Here is an 18,348-nt window from a genome sequence, read left to right on the forward strand (position 1 = left end):
CCGCGCTCCAGCAGGTCATGGCGAGACCGTCACCGACCGCGTCACGGTCGAGGACCTGCCCCAGCCGTCGGTGACCGTGAGCGTCACCGTGTAGGTGCCGCCGGTCGCGTAGGTCTTCGACGGGCTGGCCGCGGTGCTCGTGGCCCCACCGTCGCCGAAGCTCCACAGGTAGGTGATCGCGTCGCCGGTGTTCGGGTCGGTGGACGTGGCGCCGCTGAAGTTGCAGACCAGGCCGACGCACGTGGGCGGCGAGATCACCGCGGTCGGCGCGGTGTTGCCGGACGGCTCGGTGATGGTGAGCGGTGCCATGGTCACGGTCGAGGTCAGGCCGTACTCGTCGCGCACCGTCAGGGTGGGCGTGAACGTGCCCGCACTGGTGTAGGTGAACGTCGGCAGCGCGCCGGTGCCCGTCCGCCCGTTCCCGAAGGCCCAGGAGTACGTCAGCGTCGGCTTGTTCTCGTCGGTGCTGCCCCGGCCGTCGAAGGTGCAGACGTTCTGGGTGCAGCTGACCGTCGCGGCGGCCACCGGCGCGGTGTTGCCCGCGGGAGAGGAGACCGTGACGTTGACCTCCGACGGGAGCGGTGACTGCCCGTGGTTGTCCACCGGGCGGACCCGGACCTTGTAGGCGCCGTCCGGGATGATCGGCGTCGTGTAGGAGTAGTTGGAGCCGGGTGAGCCGGGGCTGTTGAGGAATGCCGGGATGTAGCGCTCCGTGGTGCTGAAGGTGCCGGAGCTGCTCATGAACTGCCCGGCGGAGTTCACGATCGACACCTCGACCCGGGCGATGGACAGGTCGTCCTCGGCCCGGCCGCTCACGAAGATCCGGGACTCGGTGAAGGCCGTGCCCTCGGTCGGCGACGACAGGTTCGGCAGCAGTGCCGGTGCCGCGTCACCCGGGTAGACGTTGTAGAGCGCGGTGGCGCCCGTGGTCGACGGGTCGAGCTGGTCGGCCGTGTCCACGGCGTAGGCCGTGATGCCGTAGCTGCCGTTCGTGGGCAGGTCGAGCGGGAGCGTCCAGGTCGTGCTCGTGGCGTTCGGCGAGGCCAGCGTCGCGTTGATCGTCCGGAAGCCCGGTGCGAGCGTGCCGTCCGCCTTCAGGTAGAGGTCGCTGTCGTTCTCGTAGACCGCCACCCGCACCGCCTTGACGCCCTTGTCGTCCGTCGCGGTCCCGGCGATGTCGAGGTGCCGGACGCTCGAGGTGACCGTGCCGGTCGTGTTGAGCAGCCCGTTCGGTGCGACGTCACCGGGCACGGCCACGTTGATGGTGATGCGGCCCTGCAGGGACGACGACGTCGTCAGGTCCAGCTTGTCCGTGGCCCGCACCTGGAACGTGTAGGTGCCCGGCACCAGGTCGGCCGGCATCGTGTAGCTCCAGTTGTAGGAGGCCGCGCTCAGGTTGGCCGGCGAGATCTTGTACCAGCCCGCGATCACGTCGGATCCCCAGGTGCCGTCGGAGGCGAGGTTCTCGCGCGTCGTGCTGTTGCGCAGGCTCACCTCCACGGTGGCCAGCGCCTCGTCGTCGGTGGCGGTGCCGGTGAACGTGACCCGCCCACCCGGCGTCATCGTCAGGGTCGGCGACGTGGTCGGCGGCGTGACGGACACGGGCTGCGCGATCGTCACGGTCGGCGCCTTGCCGGTCGAGGAGACCGTGTAGTTCGCCACCGCCCACCGGGTGTCGTTCTGCCCGCCGTTGTCGCGGGCCATCGCGCCGATCTTCCAGTCGCCCTCGTGCGGCAGGTTCAGCTCGTACTGCCACGTGGTGCTGACCGCCCCGGGGTTGTCCACGTCGATCCGGAAGGTCGTGTAGTCGGGGCTGAGGTCGCCGTTGGCCGTGAGGTACTGGTCGTTGGCGTCACGGACGTAGAGCGACACCGAGTCCACGCCCTTGTCGTCGGTGGCGTTGCCGCGCAGCACGAACGCCGTCGAGGTCTGCAGCGTGCCGCCGGGGGACGTGATGTTCGTGTTCGGCGGCAGGTCGTCGAAGCTGAAGGACTCGATCTTCTTGGTCGCCTTGACCGGGTCCTGGGTTCCGCCGGTGGTGACCGCGCGCGCCCGGACCACCATCTCGCGCGCGTCGGCCACGGTGAGCGGCAGCGACCACGGGGTGCTGTTGCCCGACCGGGTCCCCAGCTGCGCGTCGATGGTGTTGAACGTCGTGCTCCAGCTGGTCAGGTTGTCCTGGAGGTACTGGCTGCCGCTCTGGACCTCCACCTGCACCCGGGCGATCGTGCCGGTGGACGTCGCCGCCCCCTCGAGCACGAACTGCTGCCCGGTCGGCACGACCCGCCCCTGGATCGGGCTGGTGATGGTCGTGTCTGGGTTGCTGGCGGCCGGCAGCTGGTTGAGGTCGAAGAACGCGACCCGGCCCACGCTCGCGCCGCCCTGGATCCCGGCGTCGCCGCCGCTCAGCAGACCGCGGGAGGTGGCCTCGAGGGCCTTGTTCCCCTCGAAGGAGTTGGATCCGGGGTGCCACTCGAGCGCCTTGCCGTCGGCGGGGTTCAGCGCGCCGAGGTGGTCGCGGCGGACCACCGCGTCACCGAGGGCGTACGCCGCGAGGCCCTGGCCGGTGCCGTAGCCGACGTTGTCCAGGCCCGGCCACGGGTCGGGCGCGGTCGGCGACTCGTTCCACTGGAAGTGGCCACCGATGTAGACCGCCTTCTCGGTGATCGCCACCGAGTAGACGCTGTCGAACGCGCGGGAGATCCAGCGCGGCTGCATGTTGTCCCCGCCGTTGATGGAGAAGGCGACCGCGGTGTCGTTGATCGGCGGCCGGTCACCACCCGATCCGCTGGACACGACGAAGTAGGAGTCGTCGGGGGCGATGTCGCCGCCGTAGATGCGCTGGATGCCGCCGACGTACTGCAGGTTGTCCTCCCACAGCCGGGTGCGCCAGGGCAGCAGCTGCTTGGTCGCGGTGTCGATCAGGCCCACGCCGTAGCGGTCCTGGCCGTCGATCTTGCGCGCGGTGTGCACCACCAGCAGCTTGGAGCCGTCGTGGGTGAGCTTGAGCTGCTGCACCGTCAGCGTGCCGTTGGTGCCGATGCCGCCGGAGAGCTGGTTGTCGAAGCCGAGGTCCAGCGCGCCGGTCGCGCCGTTGACGGCGGCCAGGCCGACCATGGTCTGCCCGTTGATCGTCGTGAACCGGCCGCCCGCGTAGAGCGTGGTGTTGCTGGCGGCCAGCGAGTTCACCAGGGCGCCGGCGTTGGCGGTGAAGCCGGCCACCGGGGCGCCCGTGGTGGGGTTCAGGGACGCGATCTTGCGCTTGGTGACGCCGTTGACGGTGTTGAACGTGCCGCCGACGTACAGCTTGGTGCCGTCCGGCGACGCCTCCACCGCGTTGACCCCGCCGTCGAAGACGGGCCGGAACGTCGTGTCGATCAGGCCGGTGTTGAGGTTGTACGCCGCGAGGTAGGCCTGGTTGACGGTGGTCGTGTTCGTGCTCGTGCGGTTCTGCAGCGAGGTGAAGCCGCCGGCGACGAAGACACGGTTGCCCACGACCTCGATGTCCCAGATCTCACCGCTGCTGATCCGCGGCATGGTGGTGTTGGGGGTCTCGGGGACCAGCGTGGTGTGGTTGGGCTTGGGCTGGGTCCCCGGGCTCTGCGTCGAGGTCGTGACCGAGCGGGTGGTCACGTCGGTGTCCGTGCCGTCGCTGACGGTCAGCGTCACCGTCCGGGTGCCCGCGCTCGCGTAGGTGTGGGACGGCGAGACGCCGGTGCCGGTCTGGCCGTCCCCGAAGTCCCAGCTGTAGGTGAGGGTGTTGTTGTCGGCGTCGCTCGAGCCGCTGGCGTCGAACCCGCAGACCAGCAGGGCGCAGGAGGCCGTGAACGACGCGGTGGGCGGCGTGTTCGATCCGGCGGTGCCCGGCGTCACGACGACCGAGAAGCGGACGTCGCGCCCGACCGACGTGCTGGTCGTGGCCGTCCGCCCCGCCGCGGTGCCGGCAGGCACGGCGGCGTTCGAGTCACCGACGACCATGCTCACCTTGCCGGTGCCGTTCGTGGTGCTCGTGCTGCGCGAGGTCGTGCCCGCCGGAAGCGTCCAGGTCGTGGCCGAGCCCGACTTCTCGCCCCAGGCGTTGACGAGCCACGAGCTGTCGCCGCTGACCGGCACGGTCGGCGTGGTGTGGCTGGTGCTGGCGGTGTTGGAGCCGGCCACCGCCGAGGCGGTCACCTCGGCGCGTCCGCCAGAGCTGCGGTAGGCCGACAGCGTCATCACGGACTTCGCCGAGGCTGCGGTCGTGACCGTGACGGTCGACCCGGGGTCCGAGCTGGTCGCGACCCGGGTCCACGCCCGGCCGCTGAACTTGGTGCCCGCCCAGGTCTGCAGCTGGGTCCACCCGGCCCCGGGGCCGGTGGCGGTCGAGGCGGAGTTCCAGGTCAGGAAGACCACCAGGCTGTCGCCGGCACGCACGCTGCTCGGGATCGTCACCCGGTGGCTGGCCCGGTTGCCCTGGGTGCTCACCGCGGCCACCTGGCTGAGAGTCTCGCCCGCAGCGCTCGCCGTCGAGGTCGTCCCTGCGACCACCGTGAGGCTGGCCAGGACGCTGACCGCGAGGCTGACCAGGACGGAAAGGGCGCGGCGACGCCGCAGCCCGAGCGCTGTGAAGGTGTTCGACACGGTGATCCCCAAACCCGGAGTAGACGACGGGGGCTCCAGCCGGAGCCGCTTGCGATGCTGGCACCGGGTGGTCCCGCGATACCCCAGCACTGAGGGACCTCCCCCAAAATTGGGCACCGTCCGTCGGCCGCGACGGATCATCCGCGCCGGGTCATCCGTGGAAGGGGCGGCGGGACGGGCGTGTCCACCGCCCGCGCCACGCACGACCGGGTCGCGAGTGACCGGGCCGTGACAGCACCAGCTCGTCGAGCTCGCGCGCGAGCTGGGCGCGCGCCGCCTCCGTGGCCGGACTGGTCGGCAGGGTCCGCGGGCGGGTCGGGTCGTCGACGGCGAGGAGCTCGTCGAGGGCGGTCTCCAGCTGCTCCAGCGAACTGATGCGCGTCACCACGCCGGCCTGCTCGGCCAGCGCCGCGAAGCGCTGCTGGTGCCCGTCGACGTGCTCACCGCGCGCCGGGTCCCGGGGCACGCACAGCGGCACGTGACCGGCGCTGCGGGCGTCCATGATCGTGCCCGGCCCGCCGTGGCAGACCGCGGCCGCCGCGTCCGCGAGCAGCTCGAGGATCTTCTGGTGGCCCAGGAACTCGTGCCCCTCCGCGACCGACGGGGCCCGGCTCGCGCCGTGCTGGACGACGAAGCGGACGTCCGGGCGCCGGCGGGCTGCCTCGTCGATCCAGTCGATGAGGCGGTCGAAACGATGGTGGTCGGTGCCCACCATCACGACCACGAGGCTCACAGCAGCGGCCCCACCACATGGGCGTCCGGGTAGAAGTCGAGCTGCTGGTCCCACTGGACGATGCGCCGGGTCGTGAACGGGCCGCACAGTCGCCCCGTCATCGTCGGCGAGTCCACGCGGTCGTAGACCTCGATGAAGACCGTCGGGATCCGCATCACCCACGCCACCAGGAAGAACGGGAACGCGACACCAGCGCCGGCGCTGATCACCATCTCGGGCCGCTCACGGCGCAGCACGCGCAGCGCGAGCACGAGGTTGCGCAGGGCGTTCGGCAGGTTGCGGGTCGTCGGGGAGTACGACGTGACCACGCGCTCGCCGCTCAACCGGTCGACCACGTCCGGGGTGTCCGGGCAGACCCAGAGCCGGTCCCGGTTCCGCCACCACGAGTCCAGGACGAGCAGCTGGGTCAGGTGTCCGCCCTGGGTGCTGACCATCAGGACCGGCTGCCCCATCAGTAGGCTCCCTTGCCGCTGGTGACCGCCCGGACGGTGCGCAGGCAGATCCGCAGGTCGTCGACGATCGTGATGTTGTCGGTGTAGTGCACGTCGAGCGCGACGGTCTTGTCCCAGTCGAGGTCCGAGCGTCCGCTGACCTGCCACAGGCCGGTGATGCCGGGCCGGACCGCGAGGCGGCGCCGCGCGATCTCGTCGTACTGCTCGACCTCGCGCGGCAGCGCCGGCCGTGGCCCGACCAGGGACATCTCGCCCTTGACCACGTTGATCAGCTGGGGAAGCTCGTCGAGCGAGGTCTTGCGCAGCACGCGACCCAGGCGGGTGATCCGCGGGTCCTGGTGCACCTTGAACAGGACGCCATTGCCCTCGTCCTGGTCGCCGAGGTCCGACTTCAGGACCTCGGCCTCGGTGCACATCGTGCGCAGCTTCCAGACCTTGAACAGCCGCCCACCCTGCCCGACCCGGACCTGGGTGAAGAAGCCCGGGCCGCGCGAGTCGAGGCGGATGGCGAGGACGAGCAGCGCCAGCAGCGGCGCGAGCAGGACCAGCAGGGCGGCGGCGACGACCCGGTCGAAGAGGAACTTCAGGCTGCGCACGTGGATCGGCGCCCGGCTGGGCCGGATCTCGGTCAGCATGCAGTCGCCCAGGCTGGACACGGCGATCCGGTGCCGCGCCACGCTGGTCAGGTCGGTGTGCACGGCCAGCCGCGTCCCCGTGCCCTCGAGGGCCCAGCAGAGGCGCCGGATGTCGGCGGAGCCGACCGCGGTCGAGGGCAGCACGACGACAGTGTCGGCCCCCAGCCACTCGACCCGCTCGGCGATGTCGTCCAGCCCCTGGCTGGCGGAGAGCCCGAAGGTCTCGCGCACGAACTGCACGTCGGCGCCGTCCAGCCGGCCACCGAGCACCGCGGCGTGCACGATGTCGACATCGGCGGACTGGGCGAACCGGGCCACCGACTGACCGACACCTGGTCCGTCTCCGACGACCACGACCCGGCTGGGGCGACGCCGGCGCTGCAGCACCAGCGTGGCCAGGAACAGGAGCGCGGTCGCGGAGACGGCGATCAGGAGGGCCTTGGCCAGGGCGTGCTCGGGGAGCGCGCCGGCGGCGACGCCCAGCGCGACGAGCACGAACGGCACGGCCATGTGCCGGGTGGCGGTCGTGAGGTCGGTGGTGGCCGGGTGGAGCCCGCCCACCTGGGCCTGGAGCTGCACCGCAGCCCACGAGCCCAGCACCACCGCCGTGACCACCATGCCGGCCTCGACGACGGCCGCGGCCACGACTCCGGCCAGCAGCGGCGCCACGACCCGGGCCAGGAGGTGGACGACCTGCACCACCGCGCTCTCCCGGCGGGAGCGACCGGTGTGCCGCAGGGAGCCGCGGCGCCCCTCGTCGGTCCGGGCCGACTCCTCCCGAGCGTCGAGGAATGCATTCAGCGTCACGTCTGAGCCACCCACCAGTAGGTCCGTCACGGATCGACCGAGGAGCCCGGGAGAACGAGGGCTCTGCTGCGGTCTGAGCGTGTCGACAGCGTGCTCCGCGCGGGGACCGACGCGGCGTCCCACAAGGGGGTTTTCGTTGATATTGGGGACCCCTCCATGGCACAGGAGATTCCCCATGATCGCTGGGGTCCCGGGTCACCGGCCGCAGCTTGTCGCGCCGGTCCGACGAGCCATTGGTAACGGCCGGCGATCGCGGCCGCTGCCCGTCGGCGGGCCGCCTCCCCCGAATTGGGTAGGCCTCCCCCCGATGGGCGGCACTCCCCGGTACAGGAAGTCAGGGCAGCACCGGGGTCCTGCCGGATGGACGCCCCTCATCGACGGGGCGAGGGTCGAGCTGTGAGGCTCACCGGACCGGTCGATGCCCCGGCGGAGCGCCCGGGCAGCGACCTGCCGCGGTCGCCGGTCCTGAAGTTCTGGTTGATCGCCGTCGCGCTCGAGGTGCTGCTGGGCGTGGCGTTCCTCCTCAGCGGCGCCGAGTCCGCGATCGACACCGGGCTGTCGAAAGCCGGCGTCGACTTCGGCTCCGACCTCCTCACCGCTGCACGGGTGGTCCTCGCCTACCCTGCCGCTCTCCTGGGGGTCGCCCTCGCTCTCGGCCAGGTCGCCGCACCGGACCTCGCCGTGCTGGGCGTCGCCCGCCTCCCGGGTGGGCGTCCGCTCCTGCGTGCGGTCCGCAGGTTGTTCCGCGCGTGGTCGCCGGAGGTCGGGCCGCGCCGGGGTATCCGCCTCTGGGTCACGGTGCTCGTGGTCTTCTGCCTCTGCAACGTGGCCAGCGGCCTGCTCCATCGCGCACTCGTGCCGCAGGACTTCAGCTGGCACCTCTCCTGGAGCATGCCGGCGCTGCTGCCGGTCGCGATGTTCCTCGACGCCGGAGCCCTGCTGGAGGAGAACGGGTGGCGCGGCTACGCACTACCGGTCCTGCTCCGCACCCGGGGGCCGTTGGCCGCCTCGGTGGTGGTCGGCCTGGCGTGGGCGTCGTGGCACTTCCCGGTCAAGTTCGACGCCTTCATCGAGTACGGGCTCTGGGGGGCACTCGCCTACCTCGGGGCCTTCACGACCAAGATCGTCGCCATCTCCGTCGTCATCACGTTCTTCTGGGCCCGGGCCGGACAGGCCACGCTCCTGGCCATCGCCATGCACGGCCTGTCCAACGACGTCGCCCGCGTGGGCGGCCTCGTGGACGGGACCACCTGGCAGAGCGCCGCGGTGAGCGAGCTGGACCTCGCCGCGCCCTTCGTCGTCGTGGCCGCGGTGCTGGTCCTCCACGCCCGTCGCACAGGCTGGGGCGACGTGCGCGGCCTGACGCTCGAGTGAGCACGCCCCTGGGCAGGGCTGGGGCGGGCCGGATCCCGCGCAGGGTCAGTGGCCGGCGCGGGCGGCGTAGGACGACGCCGCGGCGTACACGTCGTCGACGTACTCACCGGAGTGGTTGTAGGCCAGCACCGCGCGCTCCCAACCACTACCTGTCCGCAGGTCGCCGCCGCCGGCGCAGAGATAGCCGGCAGCGGCTGCGGCCGCGTCGTCGAGGTCCAGGGGGTCGGCGCGGCCGTCGCCGTCACCGTCGGTGCCCCAGCGCTGCCAGGTCGACGGCAGGAACTGCATGGGTCCGACGGCGTGATCCCAGACCGGGTCGCCGTGCACCGCCTTCGACGCGGGGGTCGAGCGGATCGCCGCGAAGTCACCGCGCCCGTCGAGGGCCGGGCCGAGGATCGGCGAGGAGGAATGGCCGTCGGCCAGCAGGCTGCGGCCGCCGAGCGTCCCGTGGTGCGACTCGACGTACCCGATCCCGGCCAACGTGGTCCACCCCACGCCGCACGCGGGGGGCGCGGTGAGCTGGGCGCGCGCGTACGCCCGCAGCGCCGGCTCCGGGACCGACGCGGCCGCGGCAGTCCGGCTCAGCCAACCAGCGTCGATGACAGGACCGCCCACAGCTGCGCGCGCTGCGCGATCGGCGGTCCTGGTGACGGGCTCTTGCGCCCTGAGGTCGGTGTCGACGTCGCGCGCCTGCGCAGCCACGAAGAGGTCGTCGAGACGCGCGCCCTCGTCCGGTTGCCGTGCCACCGCGGTGGCGCACAGCGCGCTGAGCGCCACCGCCGCGAGCGGGAGCAACCGAGCGCTCACCCGAAACGACCGTTGACGTAGTCGGCGGTGCGCTGGTCCCGGGGCTGGCCGAACATGGCGCGCGTGTCCCCGTGCTCGACGATCACGCCCGGGGCTCCCTGACCCGCCAGGAAGAACGCGCAGGTGTCCGAGACCCGGGCGGCCTGCTGCATGTTGTGCGTGACGATCACGATCGTGACCTCCCGGGCGAGCTCGAGCATCGTCTCCTCGATGACGCGCGTCGACGTCGGGTCGAGCGCCGAGCAGGGCTCGTCCATCAGCAGCACACGCGGGCGGATCGCCAGTGACCGGGCGATGCAGAGGCGCTGCTGCTGGCCACCGGAGAGCCCGCCCCCGGGTGCGTCGAGCCGGTCCTTGACCTCGTTCCAGAGTCCGCCCTTGACCAGGCAGGACTCGACCAGCTCGTCCCTGGCCGCGCGGGACGCGCGCGTGCCGGTGAGCTTGAGCCCGGCGAGGACGTTCTCCCGGATGGACATCGCCGGGAAGGGGTTGGGCTTCTGGAAGACCATGCCGATGGAACGACGAGCGTCGATGAGTCGCTTGTCGGGGTCGTAGATGTCCTGGCCATCGAGCAGGACCTCCCCGGCGAGCTGGGCAGACGGCACCAGCTCGTGCATCCGGTTGAGGATGCGCAGGAAGGTCGACTTGCCGCAGCCGGACGGTCCGATCAGGGCGGTGATTCCGCCGGCGGGCATCAACAGCGACACCCGGTCGAGCACCTTGTGCCGGCCGAACCAGGCGGTGATGTCGCGGGCCTGGAGGGTCGCGGGCGGCGGCCTGTCCCCCGGGGTCGCCGGCAGGACGGTGGTCTCGTCGGTCGCTGTGGTCATCGTCGTTCCTTCGTACGTCGGGTGCCGGCCCGCCCGGCGCCGGGCCAGGCGGGCCGGCCGGTCTCACTTCTGCTTGATCGTGAAGGTCTTGTGCGCCCCGGTGGCGGCCGAGTTGCCGTCCCAGACGACCTTCAGCGTGTTCTTGCCCTTCTCGAATCGGGGCAGCTTGACGGTGGCCTCACCGCCGGAGAGCTTGCCCTTGGCGATCGCCTTCTTGCCCAGGAAGACCGTGACCTTGCCGGTCGCGGCCTTGGCGACACCGGCCAGCGTCACCACGATGTCGCCCTTGGCTCGCTTGCCCGCGGCCACCTTGGCGGGGAAGGACTCCGTGATCTTCGAGGAGGTCTTCACGACCCCGGTCGCGTCGTCGGTCGAGGTCTCGAAGACCGAGCCCTCGGCGGGCTGGAACACGGCCGACCAGCTGTGTGTGCCGGCCGTGGCCCCGGTGACCTCGTACGTCGCCTGTCCGGAGACGAGCGGGACGCCCGCCTGGAGCAGGTCGGCGCCCTCGTAGAAGTCGACGGTGCCGCTGGGCGAGGTGGAGCCCGAGACCGTGGCGACCAGCGTGGCGCTCCGCGCCCGGGTGCTGCTGACCGAGAGCGCCGTCGCGGTGGTGACCTGCTCGTTCAGGATGAAGTTGCTGGTCGGGTCCGTGGTCGGGGCACCGCAGACGCCGTCGTGCTCAGGGGTGGCGAGTTGCTTGAAGCCTGCCTGCTCGATCAGCGGACGGGCCTCGGTCGAGCAGAGGAAACCGTTCTCGCCGAAAACCGCCTGGAGGTCGGCGCGACCGAGGTCGCCACCGCGCACCACGTTGTAGAGCGCGCGGTCGGCCTTCCAGCCCGTCTCGAGGCGCAGCGTGCTGCCGAGCAGCCCGGCGCGGCCCGAGGAGAAGGGCGCGATCGCGTTGGCGTCGTTCTTGATCAGCGTGTCGTCGTGCTCCTGGACCTCGCCGACGTTCTGGCCGTAGACGACCGCCACGCCACCGTTCATGGACTTCAGCTGGGACTCGAAGAAGCTGCGGGTGCCCGAGCCGCCCTGCGGGATCTTGGGGGCGATGAGGCCGTCCTGGCCGCCGACCGCGCTCCAGTTCGTGATCTCGCCCTTGTAGATCCCGACGATCTGCGCCGGAGTCAGTCCGGCCGGCGCGTGCGACGGCACGGAGTTCGAGACGGCCATCTTCAGCGTGTCCAGGGCGAAGGGGAACGCCTTGAGACCGGCCTGGGTCTCCTCGGCGCTGTTGGCCGAGGAGGAGCGGGCGAAGTCCACGTCGGCGTTCTCGGTGGCGCCGTAGAGCAGCTTCTTGCCGGCGCCCGAGCCGTTCGGACGGGTGATGGCGCCGTGGGGCAGGGTGATCTCGCCGCCCCCGAGGGCCGCGAAGCTGGCAACCTTGAACGCCGGGGCGGGGCTCTGGGCGTTGAAGCCCTCGGCTACCAGGTGGATGGCGTGCTGGCTGGTGTCCGACCCGGCGCCGATCAGGTCGGTTGCGACCGGGGTGAAGGACGGGTCGTCGGCGACGGCGGCCGCGTGCGCGGGGGCCGCGACGACGGCGAGCGCGGAACCGGCGACGGCGGTGGCCACGATGCCCGAGAAGGTCCTGCGAACAGACATGTGAGTCTCTTTCGGTGAGAGTGGGTGATTCAGCGGTGTGTTGGTGGGACAGGTGCGACTGCGGTCAGATCAGGTTCGGCAGGAGACGCATCACCACATCCGTGGACGCCCACGACAGCGCGACGGCGAGGGGGCTCGCGAGCACCCACACCAGAGCTGCCGACCATCGCTGACGGGCGGCGACGACCCCGAGCGTCAACGCCACGAGAAGGGCCAGGCAGAGGGCCAGGAGCGGCATCGCGCCCTGGTCGGCTGCCATCGCCTTCTCGGAATCGGGTACCGCCCCGGGCCTGCCGGGCGGTGCGGAGAACGCCTTCTTCGCCTCGGCGTCGACGTAGACGACGTCCTTCGGGGCGATGGAGGCCATCCGGCCGGCGCCCTCGGCGGTCACCAGGGTCAACCGGGCCGTGCCGGCCGCGGGCGGCTGGGGCAACGGGTCGCCGGCGCGACGGACGTCGAGGACGGTGAAGGTCAGCTTCCCCTGGGCCATCACGACCGTGATCGGGTCCCCGGCGCGCAGCCCGGTGAGACCGTGGAAAGGGCCGCCGTACGTCGCGGCGCGGCCGTAGACCACCGACGTGCCCGCCTGCCCCGGCAGGGGGGTGTCCCTCCGGTGGCCGGGGCCGGCGAGCGTGTCGCCGGAGGCGGTTCCCTCGACGACGACCTGCTCGAGGCCGATCGTCGGCGCGGAGAGGACCGCGACCGGATCGCCGGCGGGCACGACCGGGCCGAGGGGCGCCGTCGCGCTCGCGAGCTGGGTCCGGAAGTCCCGGTAGAGCAGCTCCTGGGCCCGCTCGTGCGAGAGGTTGCCGAGGAACAGCAGCTGCGCGGCCGTCCACAGGCACACCAGGGCGAGCATGGTGAAGGCCGAGGAGACCACCGCCGTCGTGCTCTCGACCGTCGAGGCCGGACCCGTGGGACGAGCCGGCCGCGGGGCCGGCGCGAGCGTGCGCCGCAGACCTGCGCCCAGGCGCCGCCACCGTGGCGGCACCGGCCCGGGCCGGGCCCGGCGACGCGGGCTCTCGGTCAGGGTCGCCGTCATCGCCCGGCCCCGATCCGGGACGCCGCGACCCGAGCGGCACCGGCGACGCCCAGGCCGAGACCGCCGAGCAACAGGAGCGCGGGCAGCAGGCCACCCGCGAGGCGGGAGCCGACCGGTTGCGTCGGCGGCATCTCGGCAGCAGCGGGCGCTGCGGACGGCGCTGCGGACGCCGCCGGCTCGGCCGACGGCACCGCGTCGTCAGGTGGCGCCGAGGGCACCCCGCCGGACGTGTCCGGGCCACTCCCCGGACCTGTTCCGGGCGAGCCTTCGTCCGGCGACGTCGTGGAGGTCGGCTCCGGGTCACCGGCCTGCGCGGCGACGGCGTCGGCCACGTCCTGGGCGGAGCGGTACAACGGGGCGGTGACCCCGGTGCTGCGGATCGGGAGGAATCCCTCAGGGAGCCGGCCGTTGCCGCTGCCGGGACGCTGACCCTCGGTGGTGGAGACCCGGATGAACTGGGCGACCTTGGCGGCGTCGCCGGCGGAGAGGTTCTGGAGTCGCGCCGCGGTGTAGACGACCATGGTGCCGGGGTAGCCCCGCGCCGACCGCCGCACGTCGGCCTGGTCGAGCACGAACGGCTGGAGGTTGCCCTCCTGCTCGGTCAGCGCGAGCGCGGCCGAGAGCGACTGCTCGTCCGGCGCCACGTAGTGTCCGGGCGTCGTCTCGAGGGCGGCCGCGTGGAGCCCGTAGCGGGCAGCGTCGCCGAGGCTGGTCAGGCCCAGCATGAACCGGGAGCCGTAGGACTGGCGGTCCACCCGGCCGAGCTTGTAGAGCTGGGTCGAGGGGTCGTAGTCGCAGCGGGTCTGGACGTTGGGCCAGGCGTCGAGGAGCGCCTCCGAGGCCTTGCGCAGCGTCGTCACCGGAGCGGCGAGCTGCGTGAAGTACACCGACGGGTTCTGCTGACGGCAGCTGTTCTGGGTCTCCGGGACGTAGGAGTCCAGCAGCGGCCACTCGGCCGTCGGCAGGGCGAGGCCCTTGTACTCCGGGTTGACCACCATGCCCCAGGGGTCGGGCTTGCCCTGCACGAACGCTGTCGCATCCTCGTCGTGCGCGATGTAATCGGTGAGCTGCTCGACGACGTCGGAGGAGTTGGCCAGCGACAGCAGGGTCGCGCCGGCCTCCTGGACGTTCCGACTCAGCCCCGGGTTGAGCTTGACGAACTCCGGGTCGCTCATGATGGCGACCGGGTTGTCACCGATCCCGGGATGGCCCCGGCCGAGGTCGGACCCGAGGTAGGACTGGGTCAGCAGCTTGGCGAGCAGCCGGGCGTTGAGCCTCAGGTCGGTGTACTCGCCCGCGTTGTCCGGACGGTCGATGCTGTAGCCGATCGCGAAGCCGGTGACTGCGGTGGGGGCGTAGCCGACCGGGTCGGTGCCGCGCCGCTGGTGCTCCGAGGAGACCTCGGCGGCGACACCGCCGCCGCTCTCCATCAGGTTCCAGCCCGCCTCGTCGGACATCTGGTTGAGCTGGAACTTGAAGCGGTCCTTCTCCAGGCAGTACGCCGGCGACCACTGCAGCGCCGCCTGGGCGAGCAGCTCGGAACCGTAGAACCCGGTGGGCGCCCGCTGGTCGAGGATGTCGCAGGTGTCCGGCGGCAGGCCGAAGGTGATCGGGATGCTGAAGCGGTTCTTCCAGTTGGAGGCCGACCACCACAGCGCCGGCGAGACGGCCTGGTCGACGCCCTCGTTCGCGAAGTTGCTGGACCCGGGCGCGAACCGTCCGCCCTTGCGACATGCCTGGTCCGAGCGTGTCATCGGGGTCGAGGGCTGGTCGCAGCTGAGGCCGACGATCGGGATGACCACGATCGAGCACTCGACCGTGTGGGAGCAGCCGAGCGACTCGTTCTCGAGGTCGCTGCGCACCTCGAACTGCACCGATCCGGTCCCGTCGGTGTCCGTGAAAGCGGCGAGCTCAGCTGGCGGGAAGGCTGCCCCGACGGCCGCCTCGGGGGGCATGTGCCCCGCGTCGCACGCCTCGAACACCGTGCCCCGGCGCGGGACGAACGGCGTCAGGTGCGTGTAGTAGGGGTCGATGTCGGCCGACGGGCACTCCTCGTCCGACGGGAAGGGATCCTGGCCGGAGACCCGTGCCTTGTCCCAGGGATCGGCGTCGAGGTCGTGGACCCAGGCGGCGTCGCCCTCGGAGCGGGAGACCTGGGAGCGCTGCGCGACCGAGCCCGTCCAGCAGGTCTGCGGCGAGACCCGCTTCGCCGCCGGCAGCGAGGGGTCGTCGGTGCCGCGGCACTGCAGGATGACGACCGGGTACTCCTGCTGAAGCCCGTTCTCGCCGTACGGGTTGCTGGCCCGGCCGCCGCTGGGCTGCGCTCCCTTCCAGCTGATCCGCACCCGCTGGCGTCCCTGGAGGTTCCGCGTCTGGTCGGCGGTGACCGTGACCGTGTGGCTCGGGAACGAGTACGTCGACCCGTCCGCGTTGGTCAGCACGCGGGTCAGCGTCTTCGTCGCGGTCCAGCCGTCCCCACCAGCCCGGGCCAGGGGTTCGGCCGCCGGTGCCGCCCCGGCCGGTGTGCCCGCGAGGGCGGCCGCGCCGAGCAGCATCATGGCGACTCCGGCGAGGATCATCCGGCGGCCTGCAGTGGTCGTCATCAGCGACCACCGGCCCTGACCGAGCGACGGCGGCGCAGCGTGGCGACGTACAGGCCCGGCAGCACCACCAGCGCGACCAGCTCGAGCGCGGCCAGCAGACCGAAGGTGCGGGTGTCCGTCGGCCGGTCCGCCGCGAGCTCGGTGGGGTTGGCGTAGATCGTCCCGCCGTCGGCGGCCGTGGCCGCGTCGTCCCCGACCACGGCGCCCGTCTCGGGGTCGATGACCGGGTCGAGGCCCCCGGGTGCGGAGCCGGGCCCGCCGCCTCCGCCGCCCCCGCCGGATGCGTCGGGTGCGCCGGACGCGCCGCCGCCTCCCGTGGTGCTGCCGTCCGGGGCCTCGGCATCGTCGGTGGAGGGGGTGTTGTTACCGGTCTCGGTCCCGCACGGCCCGGCGCCCGTCTTGTCGCAGGCCGCGGGCTGCGGAGCGATCTGGGCGAGGTGGTTCTGCGAGAGGTTCCCGGCCACGAACGTCGGGTTGTTGCACTTGGTGACGTCGCGGTCGGTGAGGTCGACCTCCGGGTCGGCCTTCTTCAGCTTGGCCAGCTGCTGGAAGCCCGCCTGGACGAGGTTCAGCGGGAGCGGCGAGTAGCCGTACGGGCCTGCCTTGGCCTGGCCCGCGCACAGGGAGTAGTACATGAAGTCCGCGAGGGTCTGTCGCTTCGCGGTGGTCATCCGCGGGTCGTCGTCCCCGGTCGGGATGATCATGTAGGAGTACGACGAGATCGGGTACGCCCGCGGGTCTGCGTTCGTGTAGACGCCGTCCAGGACCTGGGTCAGGTAGAGCTGCGAGCTCCGGTCCTGGTTGATCCGCGCCCTGGTCAGCGCGACCGCCACGTTGTACTGCGTCGGCTCGACGTAGTAGCCGGCCCTGTTGAGCACCTTGACGACCGGATAGTCCTTGTTGACCGGGTAGGAGTACTCGACGTACCCGATCGTGCCGTTGCCCGCGAACCCGGCGATGGTGTTCATCACCTGGTCCGAGCCGGCCTGGCTGATCATCCGCGACCCGTTCTTCTTCGGGTAGTACGACGTCAGCCCGGACCGGCCGAAGTAGGGCCGCCAGATCGACGGGTACTCGTGGTCCATCCAGGTGGTGAACTGGGCGGTCGTGCCGGAGCCGTCGGAGCGGACGACCGGGGTGATCGGCAGGGACGGGAACTTCCGGCCGTTGTTGTCCTTCGTGATCGCCGGGTCGTCCCAGTTGGTGATCTGGTTGGTGAAGATCTTCGCGATGGTCTCGCCGGAGAGGCGCAGGTTGCGCACCAGCTCGTTGCCGATCTTCAGCTGGTAGGTGAAGGCGGTGCCCCCGGCCACGATCGGCAGGTACGCAAACTCGCGGCCGTTGCTGGTGTCGGCGTTACCCTGCTCGTCGGTCCCCTGGTAAGGGATCTCGGAGATGGCGAAGTCCGTGCTGTCCTGGGAGAAGTCCTTGCGTCCCTTGGTCGAGCCGCCGCCGGTGTAGACGACCTTCATGCCGTTGGCGTCGACGTCGGAGATCCACTGCTGGACGATCAGCTCCGACCAGGTCGACCCGGTGCCCTCGATCTGGGCGTACACGGTCGCGCTGGCGGCACCGGGCAGTGCGGCGACGCAACCAAGGGCGAGCAGGAAGGCGAGGACCTGTCCTGCGAGGACACGGACGCGGTTCAACGGTTCTCCTCCGTCGAGGTGGCTGGGTGGTTGACGCCCCGAGGCGAGGGCCGGCGGCGACGCGGGCCGCGCCGGCGCACCCGGCGCGGCCTGGCGACCAGCCGGGCGGTGACGAACAGGACGAGCACGAGCGCGAGCAGCACGGTGGCCGCCGCGAACGCACGGGTGATCGCGGCCGGTTCGCCGCTGCGCACGGTCGAGTAGATGTAGAGCGGCAGGGAGTTCATGACGCCGTCGGTCGGGTTCGTGACCAGGAAGGCCGCCGCGCCGGAGGTCAGCAGCACCGGGCTGGTCTCCCCCACCCCGCGGGCGACGCCGAGGATGACGGCGGTGGCCAGGCCCGGGCGGGCCGTCGGCAGGACGACGTGCCACACGGTGCGCCACCGGCTCGCCCCCAGGGCGAGGCTGGCCTCACGCAGACCACCGGGCACCACCCGCAGCACCACGTCCGCGGCCCGGGCGATGATCGGCAGCATCATCACCGCGATCGCCATCGAGGCGGCCAGTCCCGAGCGCGGGTACCCCAGCGTCACGATCAGGACCGTGTAGACGAAGAGCCCGGCCACGATGGAGGGCAGCGCGGTCATCGCCTCGACGACCGTCCGCACCACCGTGGCGAACCGCCCGCCCACCTCGGTCATGAACACTGCGGTGCCGATCCCGAGGGGCAGGGTGACCAGCAGGGCGATCCCGAGCTCGATCAGCGAGCCGGCCATGGCGTGGAGCACCCCGCCCCGGTCGAACGGGTCCTTGGGACCCACTCCGGCCATGTCGTCGGTGAAGAAGTTGAGGTGGGTCAGCGGACGCCAGCCGCGCGCCACGATGAAGACCAGGGTGCTGACCAGCGCGGCGCCCACGACCAGCGCGCCACCGGTCACGACCGCGCCCGCGACCCGGTCGCGGACCTCGATCAGGCCGCCGTCCATCGCCGCGGTCACCGCCGTCACCGCGAGGCCACAGGTGAACCAGGCCAGCAGGAACCAGGCGACGCCGGGCAGCGGCAGCAGCCGCTGGGTCAGCAGCCAGGCCAGGGCGAGCCCGGCCACCCAGGAGCCGATCCGGGTGAAGCGCTCGTCCGGGCTGGGCCGGCCCAGCGACCCCCGAGGCGCCGGCGGCGGAGCGTCGTCGTCGTACGCGGGCAGGTTCGTGGTGCCGGCGAGGACGCCGGCGTCGGTCTGCATCGTCATT

Annotated in this window: 12 protein-coding genes; 1 reads left to right on the top strand and 11 read right to left on the bottom strand. The window is 71.8% G+C overall.

From position 1 onward, the window contains the following. Positions 1-15 precede the first annotated feature (15 nt). From ACZ43H_RS15135 to ACZ43H_RS15150, 4 genes are all read right to left on the bottom strand, one after another. The gene (locus tag ACZ43H_RS15135) at positions 16-4,620 is read right to left on the bottom strand and encodes a PKD domain-containing protein (RefSeq protein ID WP_464584147.1); all 4,605 of its coding nucleotides are present in this window, start codon (positions 4,618-4,620) and stop codon (positions 16-18) included. A gap of 151 nt (positions 4,621-4,771) precedes the next feature. Continuing rightward, positions 4,772-5,353, bottom strand: coding sequence for a glycosyltransferase (locus tag ACZ43H_RS15140; protein ID WP_464584149.1), 582 nt, complete (start codon positions 5,351-5,353; stop codon positions 4,772-4,774). Then, a complete protein-coding gene (locus tag ACZ43H_RS15145; RefSeq protein WP_464584151.1) occupies positions 5,350-5,805 on the bottom strand; it encodes a UDP-N-acetylglucosamine--LPS N-acetylglucosamine transferase in 456 nt (151 codons plus the stop codon). The genes ACZ43H_RS15140 and ACZ43H_RS15145 overlap by 4 nt, the downstream gene beginning before the upstream one ends. Then, a complete protein-coding gene (locus ACZ43H_RS15150) occupies positions 5,805-7,247 on the bottom strand; it encodes an exopolysaccharide biosynthesis polyprenyl glycosylphosphotransferase (RefSeq protein ID WP_464584153.1) in 1,443 nt (480 codons plus the stop codon). Before ACZ43H_RS15150 ends, ACZ43H_RS15145 begins: the two co-directional genes overlap by 1 nt. A gap of 396 nt (positions 7,248-7,643) precedes the next feature. On the opposite strand from ACZ43H_RS15150, the gene ACZ43H_RS15155 reads away from it, so the two are divergent. After that, the gene (locus ACZ43H_RS15155; RefSeq protein ID WP_464584155.1) at positions 7,644-8,621 is read left to right on the top strand and encodes a CPBP family glutamic-type intramembrane protease; all 978 of its coding nucleotides are present in this window, start codon (positions 7,644-7,646) and stop codon (positions 8,619-8,621) included. A 45-nt stretch (positions 8,622-8,666) separates the two neighbouring features. On the opposite strand, the gene ACZ43H_RS15160 is transcribed toward ACZ43H_RS15155, so the two are convergent. From ACZ43H_RS15160 to pstA, 7 genes are all read right to left on the bottom strand, one after another. Beyond that, complete coding sequence (locus ACZ43H_RS15160; RefSeq protein WP_464584157.1) at positions 8,667-9,428, bottom strand: lytic murein transglycosylase; 762 nt, start codon at positions 9,426-9,428, stop codon at positions 8,667-8,669. Further along, positions 9,425-10,258, bottom strand: a complete 834-nt coding sequence (locus tag ACZ43H_RS15165; RefSeq protein ID WP_464584159.1) for a phosphate ABC transporter ATP-binding protein — start codon at positions 10,256-10,258, stop codon at positions 9,425-9,427. The genes ACZ43H_RS15160 and ACZ43H_RS15165 overlap by 4 nt, the downstream gene beginning before the upstream one ends. Positions 10,259-10,321: 63 nt before the next feature. Then, the gene (locus tag ACZ43H_RS15170) at positions 10,322-11,866 is read right to left on the bottom strand and encodes a substrate-binding domain-containing protein (RefSeq protein ID WP_464584161.1); all 1,545 of its coding nucleotides are present in this window, start codon (positions 11,864-11,866) and stop codon (positions 10,322-10,324) included. A gap of 64 nt (positions 11,867-11,930) precedes the next feature. Further along, positions 11,931-12,908, bottom strand: a complete 978-nt coding sequence (locus ACZ43H_RS15175) for a sortase domain-containing protein (RefSeq protein ID WP_464584163.1) — start codon at positions 12,906-12,908, stop codon at positions 11,931-11,933. Next, positions 12,905-15,511, bottom strand: a complete 2,607-nt coding sequence (locus ACZ43H_RS15180; RefSeq protein ID WP_464584165.1) for a hypothetical protein — start codon at positions 15,509-15,511, stop codon at positions 12,905-12,907. Before ACZ43H_RS15180 ends, ACZ43H_RS15175 begins: the two co-directional genes overlap by 4 nt. Further along, positions 15,511-17,160 (bottom strand): phosphate ABC transporter substrate-binding protein PstS, encoded by a 1,650-nt coding sequence (locus ACZ43H_RS15185; RefSeq protein WP_464584167.1) that lies wholly within the window; start codon positions 17,158-17,160, stop codon positions 15,511-15,513. The genes ACZ43H_RS15180 and ACZ43H_RS15185 overlap by 1 nt, the downstream gene beginning before the upstream one ends. Beyond that, positions 17,157-18,341, bottom strand: a complete 1,185-nt coding sequence (gene pstA, locus ACZ43H_RS15190) for a phosphate ABC transporter permease PstA (RefSeq protein ID WP_464584169.1) — start codon at positions 18,339-18,341, stop codon at positions 17,157-17,159. The genes ACZ43H_RS15185 and pstA overlap by 4 nt, the downstream gene beginning before the upstream one ends. Positions 18,342-18,348 lie beyond the last annotated feature (7 nt).

The organism is Nocardioides sp. DN36 (genome assembly GCF_055380375.1).

Excerpts from the sequence above, each read along its gene's own strand:
- ACZ43H_RS15175 (WP_464584163.1), bottom strand. The coding sequence starts at position 12,908 with ATGACGGCGACCCTGACCGAGAGCCCGCGTCGCCGGGCCCGGCCCGGG.
- ACZ43H_RS15165 (WP_464584159.1), bottom strand. The coding sequence starts at position 10,258 with ATGACCACAGCGACCGACGAGACCACCGTCCTGCCGGCGACCCCGGGG.
- pstA (WP_464584169.1), bottom strand. The coding sequence starts at position 18,341 with ATGCAGACCGACGCCGGCGTCCTCGCCGGCACCACGAACCTGCCCGCG.
- ACZ43H_RS15180 (WP_464584165.1), bottom strand. The coding sequence starts at position 15,511 with ATGACGACCACTGCAGGCCGCCGGATGATCCTCGCCGGAGTCGCCATG.
- ACZ43H_RS15145 (WP_464584151.1), bottom strand. The coding sequence starts at position 5,805 with ATGGGGCAGCCGGTCCTGATGGTCAGCACCCAGGGCGGACACCTGACC.
- ACZ43H_RS15170 (WP_464584161.1), bottom strand. The coding sequence starts at position 11,866 with ATGTCTGTTCGCAGGACCTTCTCGGGCATCGTGGCCACCGCCGTCGCC.